The sequence below is a fragment of the Tianweitania aestuarii genome (genome assembly GCF_018457165.1).
Classification (GTDB): Bacteria; Pseudomonadota; Alphaproteobacteria; order Rhizobiales; family Rhizobiaceae; genus Tianweitania; species Tianweitania aestuarii.
In genome coordinates this window covers 133683-150217 of record NZ_JAFMNX010000006.1, presented here as the reverse complement: position 1 = coordinate 150217, position 16535 = coordinate 133683, and the positions used below count along the sequence as shown (strand labels likewise).

The window sequence follows — 16535 nt, the reverse complement described above, 5'->3', positions numbered from 1 at the left end:
TTCGCCGCCAGAAACAAGATGGAACGGAGCAGGCGAGGGTCGAAGACGGGGCCTCAGCGCAGCTTGTCGGCCTGGTCTTCCGCTGCTTTCAGCTGTGCTTCGGTGAGGCCCGCGAGGTGATCGTCCATCTCCGGATCGCGCAAACCGGCGCGTTGAGCGCGCAGATACCAGGCGGCCCCCAGGACCGGATCGCCTTCGACGCCGATGCCGGCGACATAAAGCTTGGCGAGGCGATTGCGCGCCGCGACATTGCCGCCTTCGGCCGCGCGCTTCATCCAGGCGAAACCGGCAGCGGACTCGCGCTCGCCGCCGCGTCCGGCAATCAGCCAGCTGGCATATTCGAGCTGGGCCGTGTCGTAGTTCTGTTTCGCCGCGCGCTCGAGGAAGTTGCGCGCGATGGATTCGTTCTTCGTGCGGCCGCCCAGACCGTTGGCATAGACTTCCGCCATGGCATATTCGGCGTCGGCAAGCCTCTGGTCGGCAGCCTTTTCGAAATAGCCGACCGCACGGTTCACGGCCTCCGGCGTCGGTTCGGCGTCGCCCGACAGGATCATCTGCGCCAGGTTGAACTGAGCCAGTCGATTGCCGGAATTGGCCGCTTCTTCCATCAGCGCAAAGGCCTGCTTTTGGTCGCGCTTCACGCCGCGGCCGTCGAGCAGCATCATGGCATACTGGAACTGCGCTTCCGTGACGCCGCGTTCAGCCGCACGGCTGTACCATTTGGCGGCTTCCGCCTCGTCGCGCTTGACGCCGAGGCCGCGCGAATAGATCTCCGCGATCAGCACCTGCGCGGCGGCATCGCCGAGTTCGGCGCGCGGTTCGGCGAGATTGCGGGCGGTGACGTAAAGGCCGCGCTGATAGGCACCAAAGGCTTCGTCCGGTGCGCGCTGGCCGAACCGGCGCGGGATCGCTTCTTCCACCTTCGGCGCGCCGGGACGGTCGCCGTCCGGTCCTTGGGCCGCCGCCGGCAAGGCAGTCAGACCGGCAAGGATCAGAAGGGGAATGCGAAGCGCGTGCGACATCGGTGCGAACCGGATCTTATTCGGTGAAGCGGGGAGCGGATTGATCGAGCAGGGCGTTGACGGCGGCAACAGCTTGCGCCGGCGTGCCGTTCGCGCCATCGAACACGGCTGCGGACAAGGCAACGAAATCCGCACGGGTTTCGGCCACCGCCAGGGCGGACGCAATGTCGGTGCCGCCGAGCACGACGCAAGGCAGCGAAATCATTTCCGACCACCATTCGGCGAGCTTCAGGTTGCGGCTATGGGCTTCCGGCTTGTTGTCGTAGCCGAAGCGGCCGAAAAACACGTAATCCGGCTGCGCTTCGCCGAGATCGAGCGCTTCGTCGCGGGTCTTGATGCCGCCGGCGCCAACCATCAGGCGGCCATCCAGATGCTCGATCTGCTCGGCGAGATCGGCTGCGCTGGTTTCCAGATGAACGCCATCGGCCTTGATGCGGCCCGCAATGCGGGTGTCGTTCTCGATCATCACCGCGACGCCCTTGGCCTGGGCCAGCGGAAGAAGCGCTTCGCCGAGCTTTTGCAGGCTGGCTTCGTCGCGGCCGCCGACGGGAATGATGAGCGACGCCACATCCCCGCCTTCCAGCGCACTTTCCACCTTGGCCACGCAGGCGCCGATGTCGCCTTCAGGAGGCGCAATCAGAACAAGGCGGCAGCGATCGGGCAGGGCGGTTTTGGACATGGGTGCGCTATCTCAGGAGATCATGGTGCGAGTGGGGCACGCCTAGCGTAGCGGATGCTTCTTGAACAGGGTGCGTCAGGCGAAAGGGCACCGCTTAACTGATCATTAAGGTTTACAGGTCATTACTATCGTCATCCAGCGATCCTGGATTTGACTGAGTGGTGCAGCCACTTTGTTTGACGCCTCCCTGTTAACTCCTGAGCCGCTTCCAGCGGCTCTTTTTTTATCGGTTGATCGATCGGGCAGCGCGTCAAATGCCCCAATCTCGCCGTTAACCTTCTGTTAAACATGTGCTTGCTTTGCGGTGGAGAGGATTGCACTCTCCATTCGCATGACGTCGTGGAACCAATAGTCCGCTGTGGCGTCGATACGCGAGTGTGTGAGTCCCAGGAGTTTTTGATGAACGAAGTGGAACTGAACGTTCCCGTCAACCTGGCGGAGCGGCGCATACTCTCACCTTTGTTTCAGATGATCTATGACGAGGGCATGGGCCTCGTCGAACAGGCGGCTGCTTATCTCGATGGTCCGGGACGCGTCGAAGCCAAGGTGCTCGATCGGGACGTGTCGATGCTCTACGCTGCTGAATCCATGCGGCTGACCACGCGTTTGATGCAGATCGCATCCTGGCTTCTTTTGCAGCGCGCCGCCAATTCCGGTGAGATGACGCGCGATCAGGTTTCAGCCGAAAAGGCGAAGGTGCGGCTGGATACGGCTTCGGCCTTCAACGAAGCGCCGCTGTTTGCCGACCTGCCGAGTGCCTTCCGCGATCTCGTAGAGCGCTCGCTGTCCCTGCAGACGCGCGTGCGGCGCATGGATGACGAAATTTACGGTCTCGGGCATCCGAGCCTCAGCGCGCGGGCCAACGACAATCCGGTGTCCGAGCAGATCCTTTTGCTGAAAACAGCTTTCGCGCACTAAAAACAGCAATCGCGCATAAAGCCGTTAACCAGGAACACAATGTGAACGTGCTATGGTATCTGCCATGGCAAACGCGATTCGCATCATCGGCATCGATCCCGGCCTTCGCCGCACCGGCTGGGGCGTGATTGAAAGCGCTGGCAACAGTCTGCGCTTCATCGGCGCAGGCACGGTTCAGTCCGACGACACCTGCAGCCTGGCCGAGCGCTTGTGCCAGCTGCATGATGGCTTGGTTGGGATCATCCAGGCGTTCGAGCCCGAAGAAGCTGCGGTCGAGCACACCTTCGTCAACGTCAATCCGACCTCCACGCTCAAGCTTGGACAGGCACGCGGTATCGCGCTGCTGGTTCCCGCACGCGCCGGACTGGCCGTTGCCGAATATACGCCGAACGCAGTGAAGAAGGCGGTGATCGGCGTTGGCCACGGCGACAAGAAGCAGATCCAGATGATGGTGAAGGTGCTGATGCCGAAGGCCGTTTACAACGGCGCAGATTCCGCCGACGCGCTGGCCATCGCGATCTGTCATGCGCATCACCGGCAGGTCACACGACGCATTCCGCTAGCTGCTGCTTCCTAGATGTTCTTGACTTGTTCCGATATCTCCGCCTAAGTAATACCAGCGAGGTATTACCATGCGTGTGACATCCAAGGGGCAGGTGACGATCCCAAAGCCAATCCGCGACCGTCTGGGGATCGAGGAGGGAAGCGAAGTGGCTTTCATCGAGGATGATGACGGGGTGCGTCTGGTGAGACAAGCCGAGCGCGAAGATCCCGACGTGCAAGCGCGCGAGTTTCGTGAATGGCTCCAGTCCGTACGCGGGACGATCGACACGAACGGCATGGATGGCAAAGAATTCGTCGATTGGCTGCGCGGACCTTATGAAGACCTCGACCCTCATTGATACCAACATCCTGATCGACATCTTTGGGAGTGGGCCGCTGCACCCCTCATCCGCTGATGCGCTGGAACAAGCCATGCATGATGGCCCGATCGTCTTAAGCGCCGTCGTGTGGGCGGAGTTTGCCACACCGGGCCTCACCGAAGAGCAGCTTTGGAGAAAGCTGCAATGGCTCAAACCGCAGCGGGAAGACTTCCCGTTTGAAGCGGCCTATCCCGCTGGCCTGGCGCACCGGACCTACAAGGCGCGCGGTGGCCTTCGGGAAAAGACCTTGCCGGACTTCCTGATTGGTGCGCACGCGCTTGTTGGAGGGCATCGCCTTCTGACACGCGACGTGAAACGCTACCGCACCTATTTCCCCGACCTCGACCTCATTGCACCGGACACACATCCATGATCGGCAAGCTCAAGGGACTGGTTGACGAGATCGCCGAGGATCATTGCATCATCGATGTTGGCGGCGTCGGGTATGTCGCTTATTGCTCGGCGCGCACGCTGGGCGCTTTGCCGGGGCCGGGTGAGGCGACTGCCCTGTTTATCGAGACCTATGTGCGTGAAGACATGATCCGTCTTTACGGCTTCCGCAGCCATCTCGAACGCGAATGGTTCCGGCTGCTGCAATCGGTTCAAAGCGTTGGCGCGAAAGTGGCGCTGGCGGTGTTGTCGACGCTGACGACCGCCGAACTCGCTAACGCGATCGCGTTGCGTGACATCACGATGGTGTCGCGTGCTCCGGGCGTCGGCAAGAAGGTGGCCGAGCGGATCGTGACCGAGCTGAAAACCAAGGCGCCGGCCTTTGCAGGCGAGGCGACCGGCACGATCGGGTTGAAGCAGGAGATCGGCGAAGGTGTTGCGCCGGCGCCCGTGGCGGATGCGGTTTCGGCGCTGACCAATCTCGGCTATTCCCGCGACATCGCGGCCAATGCCGTTGCCGCGGCGATGAAGGAAGCCGGAGAAGGAGCGGATTCAGCCAAGCTGATCCGGCTCGGCCTGAAGGAACTGGCGCGTTGAGACTGCCCCTATGAGTGATGCGCCGCGTTTGATCACGCCGGAGAAGCGGTCCGAAGATGTGGATGCATCGCTGCGGCCGCAGGTGCTGGACGATTTCGTCGGCCAGGCCGCCGCACGCGCCAATCTCAAAGTGTTCATTGAGGCCGCGCGCGGTCGCGGGGAAGCGCTCGATCACGTGCTTTTCGTTGGTCCGCCCGGTCTCGGCAAGACCACGCTGGCGCAGATCATGGCGCGCGAGCTTGGCGTCAACTTTCGCTCGACGTCCGGCCCGGTCATTGCCAAGGCCGGCGATCTCGCCGCACTCCTGACCAATCTGGAAGATCGCGACGTTTTGTTTATCGATGAAATTCATCGACTTAGTCCGGCCGTGGAAGAAATTCTTTATCCGGCGATGGAGGATTTCCAGCTCGACTTGATCATCGGCGAAGGGCCGGCGGCGCGGTCGGTGAAGATCGATCTGGCCAAGTTCACTCTGGTGGCGGCGACCACGCGGCTCGGGCTTTTGACGACGCCGCTGCGCGATCGCTTCGGCATTCCGGTGCGGCTCAATTTCTATACGGTGGACGAGCTGGAGCTCATCGTGCGGCGCGGGGCGCGGCTGATGGGCTTGGCGATCGACGATGCGGGGGCGCTGGAGATTGCGCGGCGCGCAAGGGGCACGCCGCGTATTGCGGGGCGTCTGCTTCGGCGCGTGCGCGACTTCGCGGATGTCGCCAAATCCGAAAAAGTGACGCGCCAGATCGCGGATGCGGCCTTGTCGCGGCTCGATGTGGATTCACTCGGGCTGGACCAGCTCGACCGGCGCTATCTCACGATGATTGCTAACAATTTCGGCGGCGGGCCGGTGGGGATCGAGACGATCGCGGCGGGGCTTTTCGAGCCGCGCGATGCGATCGAGGACATCATCGAGCCGTTTCTGATCCAGCAGGGTTTCATCCAGCGCACGCCGCGCGGACGGGTGCTGACGGCCAATGCCTGGAAGCATCTTGGGCTCGAAGCGCCGCGCGATCTGGCGCAGCAGCAGATCGCTCTGTTCCAGGACGAAGACTAGTTTTTCTGCTTCGGCAAAGCGCGGATGACGTCGAGGACATCGGGCTCCGCGGGCTGGCCGTCGAAGCTTTCCACGACGCCGAAAGCACCGCCATATCCCCAGATGGCCCAGGCAAAACCATGCTTTTGCGCGGCCGAAATCATGTCTTTTGCGTATTTGGCTCGGCTTGCGGCGGGCATAATGAAGGGGTTCTGGTATTCCTGCCGGATCATGCCGAACTCTCCGAGCAGGATCCGCTCAGGCGCGACCTGATTGTGCTTCGCCCACTCGGCGACCTGGTCGAACGGACGCTGGATCACGGCGTCGAGTTTTTCCGGCGTGTCGAGTTCGGCCAGTTGTTCATCGAGATAATAAAGCATGCCGGCGCGGCGGTGGACGGGCGCTTCTTCCTGGATGCGCTTTCGGATCGTTTCGCGCACGTCGTTTGTCGATCCATCGAGCGGGTAGGACAGGCCGGTCACATAGCGGATGAAGTCGCCAGCCCATAGCGCGCCCTGATGGGTGAGAAGAAAGGGCTGGTAGGAGTGGAAGGTCCAGATGACGTTTTCGTCCGGGATGTCCTTTGCATCGAGAGCGACCAGTCCTTCGGCGTTGCCGGCGCAGCCGCCGGTGAGAACGAGCGTCAGCTTGGTGGCGGATGACCGGGCAGCGGCATAAAGCTTGAGAAGACGATCGCGCCAATCGGCATTGCCGGCCTCGTCGCAGGTAGTGCCGGGCTCATTCATGAGTTCGAGCGCGACGCGGGACGGATCTTGCGTGGCCAGCGTTCGGCCCATCTGCCTGACGAACGCGAGATAATCGTCGAAGCGTTCAGGCGAGCCAAGCACGCCCGACATGCCGTTGGCCGGATTGTCGTCGCGCTCGATCAGATGCAGATCGACGATCACCTTGAGCCCGGCCGCATCTAGGAGGCGTACGGCTTCAAGCACTTCCTCAAACAGACGGTCGTGCAGGGCCGTGGCTTTGGCGGAGAGAAACGGTGCGGGATCGATCGGCATGCGCACGAAGTCGAAGCCGTCAGCTTTCAGCTGTGCGAGCTTTTCGGGAACGACGAAGCGCTTCCATTCGGGGAAGGGGAGGAGGGCCGTTTCATCGTTCCAGCGGTCTTCCATGGGCCAGGTGACCCACTGGTCGAGATTGATGCCGCGCTTGATCGTGAAGCTGGCGGCCGAAGACGGGATCGCTGCGGCGAGGAGAAGGCCGGCGGCGAGAAGGCAAGTCTTGATCCAGACAGATGATGGTGCCATGCGGCAAGTCATGTCATTTCGAGATCACGGAGGAAAGACCCTCATGGCCGATCATGCTGAATCTGCAGCCGCTGCCGATGTGAACCCAAGCGTTGGTCTGGCAGGCACGCTGTTTCCCGGCGGGCATCGTCTTCAAGCGCGCGTTTACTTCGCCGATACGGACTTTTCCGGCGTGGTTTATCATGGCCGCTATCTCGAATTCTTTGAACGCGGGCGCTCCGATTATCTCAGGCTTGCCGGCGTGCATCATAACCAGCTTGCGGCCGGGCAGCATGGCGAAGCGCTGATCTGGGTGGTGACGCGCATGGAGATCGACTGGCGCTCGCCGGCGCGCATCGACCACATCCTGACGATCGAAACGCGCACGCAGGCGATTTCGGGTGCCCGCATCACGATGGCGCAGGTGATCAAGCGCGGCGAAACGGTTCTCGTTCAGGCCAAGGTTCAGGCAGCGGTGCTTGGACCCGATGGGCGGCCGCGGCGCTTTCCGAAAGAATGGATCGAGGCTTTTCAGCCGGATCAGCCGGCCTGACCCGCATCGTTACAGATCCTTAACCTTACTGCTTCATGAACAAAAGCTGGATGGTTAGAGGTTTTCGACGCGCCTTCGTTTGACCAAGATTTGCCGGAACAAGCCGAAACAAGCGTTCATGTGCAGCTTCGGCCGTGTTGGCAAACAGGTCGAGCGCAGCGCGAGGGTGTCTCGGAACCCGCATCGATCAAGGATCTGTTGAGATGGAAACGTTGCCGATGGCCGCGACAGGCCATGATATGTCGATCTGGGGTCTGTTCTGGCAGGCCGGCTGGGTCGTCAAGCTCGTGATGATCGGCCTGCTTGCAGCTTCCGTCTGGACCTGGGCAATCGTGGTCGACAAGGTGGTGTCCTACAACCGCATGCGTGCGGCGCTGAACCGCTTCGAGCAGACCTTCTGGTCCGGCCAGTCGCTGGAAGAGCTTTATCGCAATCTGTCCGACAAGAACGCGGTCGGCATGGGCGCGATCTTCGTGGCCGCCATGCGCGAATGGAAGAAGAGCTTTGAGAAGGGCGCACGCACGCCGCTCGGGCTGCAGAACCGTATCGACAAGGCGATGGATCTCGCGCTGACCCGCGAAATGGAGCGCCTCGAAAGCCGTTTGAGCTTCCTGGCGACGGTCGGGTCGGCCGCACCCTTTATCGGCCTGTTCGGCACGGTTGTCGGCATCATGACTTCGTTCCAGGCCATTGCCGGATCGAGCTCCACCAATCTCGCGGTTGTGGCGCCGGGTATCGCCGAAGCGCTGCTGGCGACCGCCATCGGCCTTCTGGCCGCTATTCCCGCCGTTATCGCCTACAACAAGCTGTCGACGGACGCGTCCAAGCTGTCCAGCCGCATGGAAGGCTTCTCCGACGAGTTCTCCGCCATCCTTTCGCGCCAAATCGATGAAAAGGTCGTGCAGCGCGCAGCGGCCTGATCGCCGCCGCTGCACCAAGGAGTGATCATCAATGGGTATGTCAGTCAGCCAGGGCGGAAGTGGACGGGGCGGTCATCGCCGACGCGGCCGCAAGCATGGCGTGATGTCCGAGATCAACGTCACGCCCTTCGTGGACGTGATGCTCGTGCTTCTCATCATCTTCATGGTTGCCGCGCCGATGCTGACCGTCGGCGTGCCGATCGACATGCCGGAAACGCAGGCCAAGGCGCTCAACGCCGACACGCAGCCGATCACGGTCACCGTGAACCAGGCCGGCCAGGTGTTCCTGCAGGAAACCGAAATCCCGGCGGACGAGATCGTGGCCAAGCTGCAGGCGATCGCGCAGACCGGTTATGAGGAGCGCATTTTCGTGCGCGGCGACAAGGCGGCGGATTACGGCATGGTGATGCAGGTGATGGCGCGGATCAACGCGGCCGGCTACCGCAATCTCGGCCTCGTGACGCTGCCGGAGCAGACCAACTGAGATGGACATGAAGGCGGGGCTCACCACATCGGTAGTTCTGCACGCGGCAGCGCTTGGCTTCGGCCTGCTGACGCTGTCTGCGCCTGCGCCGCTCGATGCCGGTTCGCAGGAATCCTTTCCGGTCGATATCGTGCCGATGGCCGAGTTCGCCGAAAGCGTGCAGGGCGACAAGGAAGCGCCGGTTTCGGAAACGCCGGCACCCGTGCCCACCACGCGACCCGAAGTGATGGCCGAAGCGCAGAATGTCGGCGACAACGATGCCGACCTGTCGACGCCGCAATCCGAAAAGCCCGCGACGCGCGAGGTCGAGCAGGCTGCCGCGCCGCCGCCTTCGCCCGATCCGACACCAACACCGGCCGAAGCACCGGAACCTGCGCCCGAGCCCACACCTGAGCCAACGCCGGCGCCCGAACCGACGCCAGCACCTGAGCCCACACCGGCCCCGGAACCAGCGCCGGCACCTGAACCGACGCCCGCGCCAGAGCCAGCCGTAGAGCCCGAGCCGGCACCCCAGCCTGCGCCGCAGGCGGAAGCCTTGCCGCTGCCAACGAGCGCGCCGGCCCCGCAGATGCGTCCGCAGCCCGAACCGAAGCCGGTTGAAACGGCCAAGGTGGAAGAAAAGCCGAAAGAGCCGGCAAAGAAGCCGGAAGAAGCCAAGAAGCCGGAAAAGCCGAAGGAAACGGCTGCCGCTTCCAAGCCGAAGTCGGAAGAAAAGACGTTCGACGCCGATGAAGTCGCGGCCCTCCTGAACAAGGCGGCGTCGCAGGGCGGTGGCGCCAAGCGTTCGACCGAAACGGCTTCGCTCGGCGGCAGGAAGACAACCGGCGCGAAACTGTCGCAAAGCGAAGAAGGTGCGCTGCGCGATCAGCTCGCAAGCTGCTGGTCGCTTCCGGCCGGTGCCGAAGGCGCGGAAGGTCTGCGCACCTCGGTGTCCTTCCGGCTCGATCCGAGTGGTCAGCTCGATGGCGAACCGGTGGTGTCGAGCTCCAGCGGCAATTCCGCTTTCGATCGCAGTGCGGTTCGCGCGGTGCAGATCTGCAACCGCCAGGGCCTGAAAGTTCCCGCCAGCAAGTCCGAGGTTTGGGCCAGCGGCGTCGTTGTTAATTTCGATCCGAGCGAGATGTTCTGACCCGATGAGGTCGAACCCGCTCCCATGCAAGAGACCAAGAGGCTGGATGGAATGATCCGAACACTCAAAGTTCTTATGACTGCCGCGACGCTCGGTTTGAGCGCCGTTTTCGCCATAGCACCGGCGCATGCGCAGCTTGTTATCGACGTCAACAAGGGCAATGTGCAGCCGCTGCCGATCGCCATCACCGATTTCGTGTCGGGTGACGGCATGGGCGCGGAAATCTCGTCTATCGTGACGGCGGATCTGAAGCGCTCCGGCCTGTTCGCGCCGATCGGCCGCGAAGCCTTTATCGAGAAGATCTCCAACCCGGATGTCGCACCGCGTTTCCAGGACTGGCAGGTCATCAATGCGCAGGCGATCGTCACCGGACGCGTGACGAAGGAAGGCGATGGCCGTTTGCGCGCCGAGTTCCGCCTTTGGGACACGTTCGGCAACAAGCAGATCACGGGCGAGCAGTTCTTCGCCAATCCGCAGAATTCGCGCCGGGTCGCCCACATCATTGCCGATGCGATCTACGAGGCGCTGACGGGCGAGAAGGGCTATTTCGACACCCGCGTCGTTTATATCGACGAGTCCGGATCGAAGGCGCAGCGCGTGAAGCGTCTGGCGATCATGGATCAGGACGGCGCCAACAAGCGCTTTCTGTCGGATGGCCGCACCATTGCCTTGACGCCGCGTTTCTCGCCGACGCGCCAGGAAATCACCTACATGTCCTATGAAAGCGGTCAGCCGCAGGTTTACCTGCTGCAGATCGAAACGGGACAGCGCGAGCTCGTCGGCAACTTCCCCGGCATGACCTTTGCGCCGCGCTTTTCGCCCGATGGCCAGAAGGTCATCATGAGCCTTTTGCGCGACGATGGTAACTCCAACATCTTCACCATGGATCTGCGCAGCCGCAACACGATGCGCCTGACCAATTCCAACGCGATCGACACCTCGCCATCCTATTCGCCGGATGGCTCCAAGGTCGTGTTCACCTCGGATCGTGGCGGTCAGCCGCAGATCTATGTGATGGGCGCGGATGGTTCGGGCGCTTCGCGTATCTCGTTCGGCGGTGGCTCTTATTCCACGCCGGTGTGGTCGCCGCGCGGCGATCTGATCGCCTTCACCAAGCAGACCGGCGGCGACTTCCAGATCGGCGTCATGCGCACCGATGGCTCGGGCGAGCGCATCCTGTCGTCCGGCTTCCAGCAGGAAGGCCCGACCTGGGCACCCAACGGCCGCGTGCTGATGTTCTTCCGCGAAGGCTCTGGCTCGGGCGGTCCGAAGCTGGTTTCGGTTGATCTGACCGGCCGCAACGAACAACAGATCCCGACCGCGAACTACGCGTCGGATCCGGCCTGGTCGCCGCTGCTGGAATGATCGGGGCGCTGATTGCTGACGGTTTGAAGGAGGCTCCCTTGGGGGCCTCCTTTTTTTTGTCACCTTTGAGCCGCAATCGAAGGGATGCGGTTCGATGATTCGCCGGGGATCAGGGTGAACGCAGAACCGAAACGTGACGTCCACGACCGGCAGTGCAAGAGATTATTAACCTTGTTCGTTGAATCAGGGTTAACCAAACTGTGGTTACTGGTGCTTCAACGAATTCACTTTAATGCTCAGGAGAGGGCAATGCGTCGTTTCGCAGCTATTACCCGCAATCCGGTCGCCGTCGCGCTGGTCGCGTCGCTGGCGATCGCCGGTTGCGCCAACAAGAAGAACAATCTGCCCAACAGCAGCTCCGAGCTCGGCCTGAACGGCGGACGCGGTGCTGGTGCGGCAACGCCCGGTTCCAGCCAGGACTTCACGGTCAATGTCGGCGACCGCATCTTCTTCGACACCGACTCTTCGGCCATCCGCGCCGATGCGCAGCAGACGCTGTCGCGTCAGGCCCAGTGGCTGCAGCAGTATTCCAACTACGCCATCACCGTTGAAGGTCACTCCGACGAGCGCGGCACCCGCGAATACAACCTGGCACTGGGCGCGCGTCGCGCCGCGGCTGCCCGCGACTTCCTCGCTTCGCGCGGCGTTCCGGCCAACCGTATCCGCACGATCTCCTACGGCAAGGAACGTCCGGTTGCCGTTTGCGACGACATTTCCTGCTGGTCGCAGAACCGTCGCGCCGTCACCGTGCTCAACGGCGCCGGCAGCTGATTGCCGCATTAATGCCGCATGAACAGGTGAAAAGGCGGTCCTCGGATCGCCTTTTTGCTGTTTCTGCGGTTCCACACCCATCTGCAACAAAATTCGGCCGAAGTCCCTGACGCAGTTCATCTCCAACGTGAAAGCAACGGTTCTCCAACGACCGGATTGATCGATCGAGAGACACGGATGATTTTAGCAAAGACCTTGAAGACTAAATTGGCCTTGGGCGCTATGGCGGCCGCGCTAATGCTGTCGGCAGCTGTTCCCGCTTCGGCGCAGGCTGGTGATCCGCGCGTTCAGGCACTGGAAGAACAGGTGCGCTCGCTCAACGGCAAGCTGGAAGAGCTGAACTTCCTCATTCTGCAAACGCAGGAACAGCTGCGCAAGCAGCAGGAAGACAACGAATTCCGCTTCCAGGAGCTGGAAGGCGGCAGCGGCGGCGCGAAGCCTGCTCCGGCCAAGAAGTCGGATCTCGGCACCGACACCGGAACCCAGACGGCGAGCGTTCCCCCGCTCGCCACGCCAGATACATCCGCAGCCGGCACATCGCCGGCTGCAACGCAGCCCGCGATCGACAACAACAGCCAGGTTGCCGCGACCGATCAGCAGAGCACGGTCGGTGCGCCGACCACGCTCGGTTCGATCCGCTTCGACACCAATGGCAATCTGATCGGCGGCACGACCAATTCCGATCCGGTCGATCTTTTGAGCGGCACGCAGAGCGCACCGGCGCAAAGCGACACCACGGTTGCTGCCCTGCCTGCGACGGATGATCCGGAAGAGCTTTATCGCAATTCCTACGAGTTCATTCTGTCGGGCGACTACAAGACCGCCGAAGCCGGTTTCCGCTCCTATATCGACCGTTTCCCGTCCGCCAACCGCGTGCCGGATGCGAATTTCTGGCTGGGCGAAGCGCTGGCCGCGCAGAAGCGTCATCGCGAAGCCGCCGAAGTGTTTCTGGCCACCAGCCGCCAGTATCCGGATTCCAAGAAGGCGCCCGATACGCTGTTGAAGCTCGGCATCAGCCTTTCCGCGCTCAAGCAGCGCGAAGTCGCCTGCGCCACCTTGCGCGAAGTCGGTTCGCGTTACCCAAAGGCCTCAGACGCGCTCAAGGAGCGGGTTCGGCAGGAACTCGCAACAAACGGTTGCTGAACCCGACCTTTGCTTCGGGTTCAGATCTTGCGCCTGAGCGCCTGTTTGGCGAGCTCGGCCTTTTTCAACGCCGCTCGGTTCTCGTAGCCGTATCCGGCGGAAGCGACTCGCTGTCGCTGCTCACACTCCTTCGAAGCTGGTTTCACGAACACGGAAGACGCGACGCGCTCGTTGCCGTCACCGTGGATCATCGTTTGCGCGCGGAAGCCACTGATGAGGCGCGCGCCGTCGCTGCCTTTTGCGCGGAACGCGCCATTCCTCACATCACCAAGGTCTGGACCGGCGAAAAGCCGCAGACCGGTCTGGCCGCTGCCGCGCGCGCGGCGCGGTATCGCCTTTTGATCGAGACCGCGCGGGAGATTGGCACTGACGTGGTCCTGACGGGGCATACTGCTGACGATCAGGCGGAAACCGTTGCGATGCGCGCCGAACGCTCGACAGGCATCGGCCTGGCCGGGATGGCGGCGGAAACGCTGCTGGACGGATCGATCTGGCTCCTGCGGCCGCTGCTTCCCGTCAGCCGTGCGGCTCTGCGCGCCCATCTTCAGGGTGAGGGCGTCAGCTGGATCGATGATCCGAGCAACAGCAATCCCCGATCAGAGCGCGTGCGGGTGAGAGCGGCACTGACGCCGGATGATCGGATGCGGCTGGTTGAACAAGCAGGGCAGGCTGGCGCTGCACGGCGGGCGCTGGCGGAGGAGGCGGCTGGCCTGCTGGTTGAGCATTGCGCGGCCACTGACGAGGCGGTGATGATCGCGCCAGGGTTTTTTCAGGCGGTGGATCACGATGCGGCGATCCACGCTTTTCGCCTTCTGCTTGGCGTCCTTGGCCGCCAGCCGCATTGGCCAGACTTGCCGCGTGCGACGCTTATGTTCGAGCAAATGAGCCAGCCCGGCTTCTCCGGTTCGCTCTCCGGCTGCGTCGGTCGTCACCGCCGTGCCGGGATTTCCCTGCGGCCCGAGCGCCGGGGGACGGGCGATCACGGCACGATCACGACGATGTTTGCTCATCGCGTGCTGCGACCAATCGTTCCTGGCTTTGATCTTGCGGCCATGCGGGCGCTGGCGAAGATCCTGAAGGCGCAGGATTTGCCGGCCTCGCCTTCCTCCCAACACAATGCGCCATTCCCTTAAACCATCGCATGTGATCTCCTTGGCAAGGGAGATAGCTCCACCTATGTTACAAGGAACTTCCCGAGGCGCAGCTGTTTGTTCAGCGGGCTGGTTGGAAACCGGGGCGAGATGAACGGGCCAGTGCGGCCACAAAGCGGTCTGCGAAAACAGGCCCGACAGGACAAAGAATGAATCCGAATTATCGCAATCTCGCTCTTTGGGCGATCATCGCTGTCCTTCTGATTGCGCTCTTCAATCTGTTTCAAACGCCGCAGCAGCGTGGCGCATCGCGCGATGTGGCCTATTCCGAGTTCCTGCAGGAAGTGGACTCCGGCCGCGTCAAGAGCGTGACGATCGCCGGCGAGCGCATCACCGGCACCTACACGGACAATCAAACCGGCTTCCAGACCTATTCGCCGGGCGATACCAACCTCGTTCAGCGCCTCGAAGGCAAGAATGTCACGATTAATGCGCGCCCGGAAAGCGACGGCCAAAGCGGTATTCTTGGCCTGCTCCTGTCCTGGCTGCCGATGATCCTGATCCTCGGCGTGTGGATCTTCTTCATGCGCCAGATGCAGTCGGGTTCGGGCCGCGCCATGGGCTTCGGTAAGTCCAAGGCCAAGCTGCTCACCGAAGCGCATGGGCGCGTGACCTTTGCCGATGTGGCGGGCGTCGACGAAGCCAAGCAGGACCTGGAAGAAATCGTCGAGTTCCTGCGCGATCCGCAGAAGTTCCAGCGTCTGGGCGGCAAGATTCCGCGCGGCGTCCTGCTCGTGGGCCCTCCCGGTACGGGTAAGACGCTGACCGCGCGTGCGGTTGCCGGCGAAGCCAATGTGCCGTTCTTCACGATCTCGGGTTCCGACTTCGTTGAAATGTTCGTCGGCGTCGGCGCATCCCGTGTGCGCGACATGTTCGAGCAGGCCAAGAAGAACGCGCCTTGCATCATCTTCATCGACGAGATCGATGCTGTCGGCCGTCATCGCGGCGCCGGTCTCGGCGGCGGTAACGACGAGCGCGAACAAACGCTCAACCAGTTGCTGGTCGAGATGGACGGCTTCGAGGCCAATGAAGGCGTGATCCTGATCGCCGCGACCAACCGTCCGGACGTGCTCGATCCCGCTTTGCTGCGTCCAGGCCGCTTCGACCGTCAGGTCACTGTGCCCAATCCGGACGTCAACGGCCGCGAAAAGATCCTCAAGGTTCACGTTCGCAACGTGCCGCTGGCTCCCAATGTCGATCTCAAGATCCTGGCACGCGGCACGCCCGGCTTCTCCGGCGCCGATCTGATGAACCTCGTCAACGAGGCGGCCCTGATGGCTGCGCGGCGCAACAAGCGTCTCGTGACCATGGCCGAGTTCGAGGACGCCAAGGACAAGGTGATGATGGGTGCCGAGCGCCGCTCGCTCGCCATGACGCCCGAGGAAAAGAAGAACACCGCCTATCACGAAGCCGGTCACGCCATCATCGCGCTGATGCTGTCGTCCACGATCGATCCGATCCACAAGGCGACGATCATTCCGCGCGGCCGTTCGCTCGGCATGGTGATGACCTTGCCGGAATCGGACCGCTACAACTGGACCTATGAAAAGGCCGTTGCCCGCCTGATCATGCTGTTTGGCGGTCGCGAAGCCGAGATCATCACCTTCGGCAAGGAGAAGGTCACGACAGGCGCGTCAGGCGACATCCAGATGGCGACCAATCTTGCCCGCTCGATGGTGATGGAATGGGGCATGTCCGAAAAGCTCGGCCGCGTGCGCTACAAGAGCAACGACCAGGAAGTATTCCTCGGCCACTCGGTTGCGCAGAGCAACAACATGTCCGAGGAAACCGCCAAGCTGATCGACGAGGAAGTGCGCCGTTTGATCGAGTATGGTGAAACGGAAGCGCGCAAGATCATCACCGAAAACCATGATACCTTCATCTCGATCGCGGAAGGTCTCTTGGAATACGAAACGCTGACGGGCGACGAGTTGCGCGGCATGATGGAAGGCAAGAAGCCTTCGCGCGACATCGGTGACGATACGCCGCCATCACGCGGGTCGGCCGTGCCGAATGCCGGTTCGGGCGGTGGCCGCCGCAAGAAGGGTGGCGAAGAGCCGGAAGGCGGAATGGAGCCGCAGCCGCAGGGCTAAGCGTCCTTCCGAGACTTCGACAATCAAAATGCCAGCAGGTCGCCTGCTGGCATTTTTTGTTTTGCGCGCAAGCATCCAGGCTTGCGTCAACCTTGCCGTGCAAGGGGTTGCTTAGGAAGA

General features: G+C 62.2%; 18 protein-coding genes. 15 read left to right on the top strand and 3 right to left on the bottom strand.

The genetic code is table 11. From position 1 onward, the window contains the following. Nucleotides 1-53: 53 nt before the first annotated feature. Nucleotides 54-1022: a tetratricopeptide repeat protein gene (locus JYU29_RS17930; RefSeq protein WP_213986229.1), complete on the bottom strand. Its 969-nt coding sequence runs from the start codon at nt 1020-1022 to the stop codon at nt 54-56. 16 nt (nt 1023-1038) lie between these two features. Then, complete coding sequence (locus JYU29_RS17925) at nt 1039-1701, bottom strand: thiamine phosphate synthase (RefSeq protein ID WP_213986228.1); 663 nt, start codon at nt 1699-1701, stop codon at nt 1039-1041. Nucleotides 1702-2100: 399 nt separating this feature from the next. On the opposite strand from JYU29_RS17925, the gene rcdA reads away from it, so the two are divergent. The 6 genes from rcdA to ruvB all read left to right on the top strand — a co-directional run bounded on the left by rcdA (nt 2101) and on the right by ruvB (nt 5580). Beyond that, entirely contained in the window at nt 2101-2619 is a 519-nt protein-coding gene (gene rcdA / locus JYU29_RS17920; protein ID WP_213986227.1) for a protease adaptor protein RcdA, read from the top strand. Nucleotides 2620-2683: 64 nt separating this feature from the next. After that, on the top strand, nt 2684-3196 hold the full coding sequence (ruvC, locus tag JYU29_RS17915; RefSeq protein ID WP_213986226.1) for a crossover junction endodeoxyribonuclease RuvC: 513 nt from the start codon (nt 2684-2686) through the stop codon (nt 3194-3196). Nucleotides 3197-3251: 55 nt separating this feature from the next. Beyond that, nucleotides 3252-3521, top strand: a complete 270-nt coding sequence (locus JYU29_RS17910) for an AbrB/MazE/SpoVT family DNA-binding domain-containing protein (RefSeq protein WP_213986225.1) — start codon at nt 3252-3254, stop codon at nt 3519-3521. After that, a complete protein-coding gene (locus tag JYU29_RS17905; protein ID WP_213986224.1) occupies nt 3499-3915 on the top strand; it encodes a type II toxin-antitoxin system VapC family toxin in 417 nt (138 codons plus the stop codon). The genes JYU29_RS17910 and JYU29_RS17905 overlap by 23 nt, the downstream gene beginning before the upstream one ends. After that, nucleotides 3912-4529: a Holliday junction branch migration protein RuvA gene (ruvA, locus tag JYU29_RS17900; protein WP_213986223.1), complete on the top strand. Its 618-nt coding sequence runs from the start codon at nt 3912-3914 to the stop codon at nt 4527-4529. The genes JYU29_RS17905 and ruvA overlap by 4 nt, the downstream gene beginning before the upstream one ends. Nucleotides 4530-4539: 10 nt before the next feature. Continuing rightward, nucleotides 4540-5580 (top strand): Holliday junction branch migration DNA helicase RuvB, encoded by a 1041-nt coding sequence (gene ruvB / locus JYU29_RS17895; protein ID WP_213986222.1) that lies wholly within the window; start codon nt 4540-4542, stop codon nt 5578-5580. On the opposite strand, the gene JYU29_RS17890 is transcribed toward ruvB, so the two are convergent. Next, nucleotides 5577-6827, bottom strand: coding sequence for a glycoside hydrolase family 5 protein (locus JYU29_RS17890; RefSeq protein ID WP_213986221.1), 1251 nt, complete (start codon nt 6825-6827; stop codon nt 5577-5579). The two genes, ruvB and JYU29_RS17890, sit on opposite strands and share 4 nt — an antisense overlap. Nucleotides 6828-6870: 43 nt before the next feature. Here JYU29_RS17890 and ybgC point away from each other — a divergent pair, with 43 nt between their 5' ends. From ybgC to ftsH, 9 genes are all read left to right on the top strand, one after another. Then, complete coding sequence (ybgC, locus tag JYU29_RS17885; RefSeq protein ID WP_213986220.1) at nt 6871-7359, top strand: tol-pal system-associated acyl-CoA thioesterase; 489 nt, start codon at nt 6871-6873, stop codon at nt 7357-7359. A gap of 203 nt (nt 7360-7562) precedes the next feature. After that, nucleotides 7563-8279 carry a protein TolQ gene (gene tolQ / locus JYU29_RS17880; protein WP_213986219.1) on the top strand — a complete coding sequence of 239 codons (717 nt, stop codon included), beginning with the start codon at nt 7563-7565 and terminating at the stop codon, nt 8277-8279. Between the two features lie 31 nt (nt 8280-8310). Further along, entirely contained in the window at nt 8311-8763 is a 453-nt protein-coding gene (gene tolR, locus JYU29_RS17875; protein ID WP_213986218.1) for a protein TolR, read from the top strand. Nucleotides 8764-8770: 7 nt separating this feature from the next. Beyond that, nucleotides 8771-9892: a TonB family protein gene (locus tag JYU29_RS17870; protein WP_213986217.1), complete on the top strand. Its 1122-nt coding sequence runs from the start codon at nt 8771-8773 to the stop codon at nt 9890-9892. A 51-nt stretch (nt 9893-9943) separates the two neighbouring features. Continuing rightward, entirely contained in the window at nt 9944-11257 is a 1314-nt protein-coding gene (tolB, locus tag JYU29_RS17865) for a Tol-Pal system beta propeller repeat protein TolB (protein ID WP_213986216.1), read from the top strand. A gap of 249 nt (nt 11258-11506) precedes the next feature. Beyond that, nucleotides 11507-12028, top strand: coding sequence for a peptidoglycan-associated lipoprotein Pal (gene pal / locus JYU29_RS17860; RefSeq protein ID WP_213986215.1), 522 nt, complete (start codon nt 11507-11509; stop codon nt 12026-12028). A gap of 195 nt (nt 12029-12223) precedes the next feature. Next, the gene (gene ybgF, locus JYU29_RS17855) at nt 12224-13171 is read left to right on the top strand and encodes a tol-pal system protein YbgF (RefSeq protein ID WP_250157564.1); all 948 of its coding nucleotides are present in this window, start codon (nt 12224-12226) and stop codon (nt 13169-13171) included. After that, a complete protein-coding gene (gene tilS, locus JYU29_RS17850; RefSeq protein ID WP_213986213.1) occupies nt 13165-14304 on the top strand; it encodes a tRNA lysidine(34) synthetase TilS in 1140 nt (379 codons plus the stop codon). Before ybgF ends, tilS begins: the two co-directional genes overlap by 7 nt. A gap of 167 nt (nt 14305-14471) precedes the next feature. After that, nucleotides 14472-16415 (top strand): ATP-dependent zinc metalloprotease FtsH, encoded by a 1944-nt coding sequence (gene ftsH, locus JYU29_RS17845; protein WP_213986212.1) that lies wholly within the window; start codon nt 14472-14474, stop codon nt 16413-16415. The last annotated feature ends 120 nt before the right edge of the window (nt 16416-16535 follow it).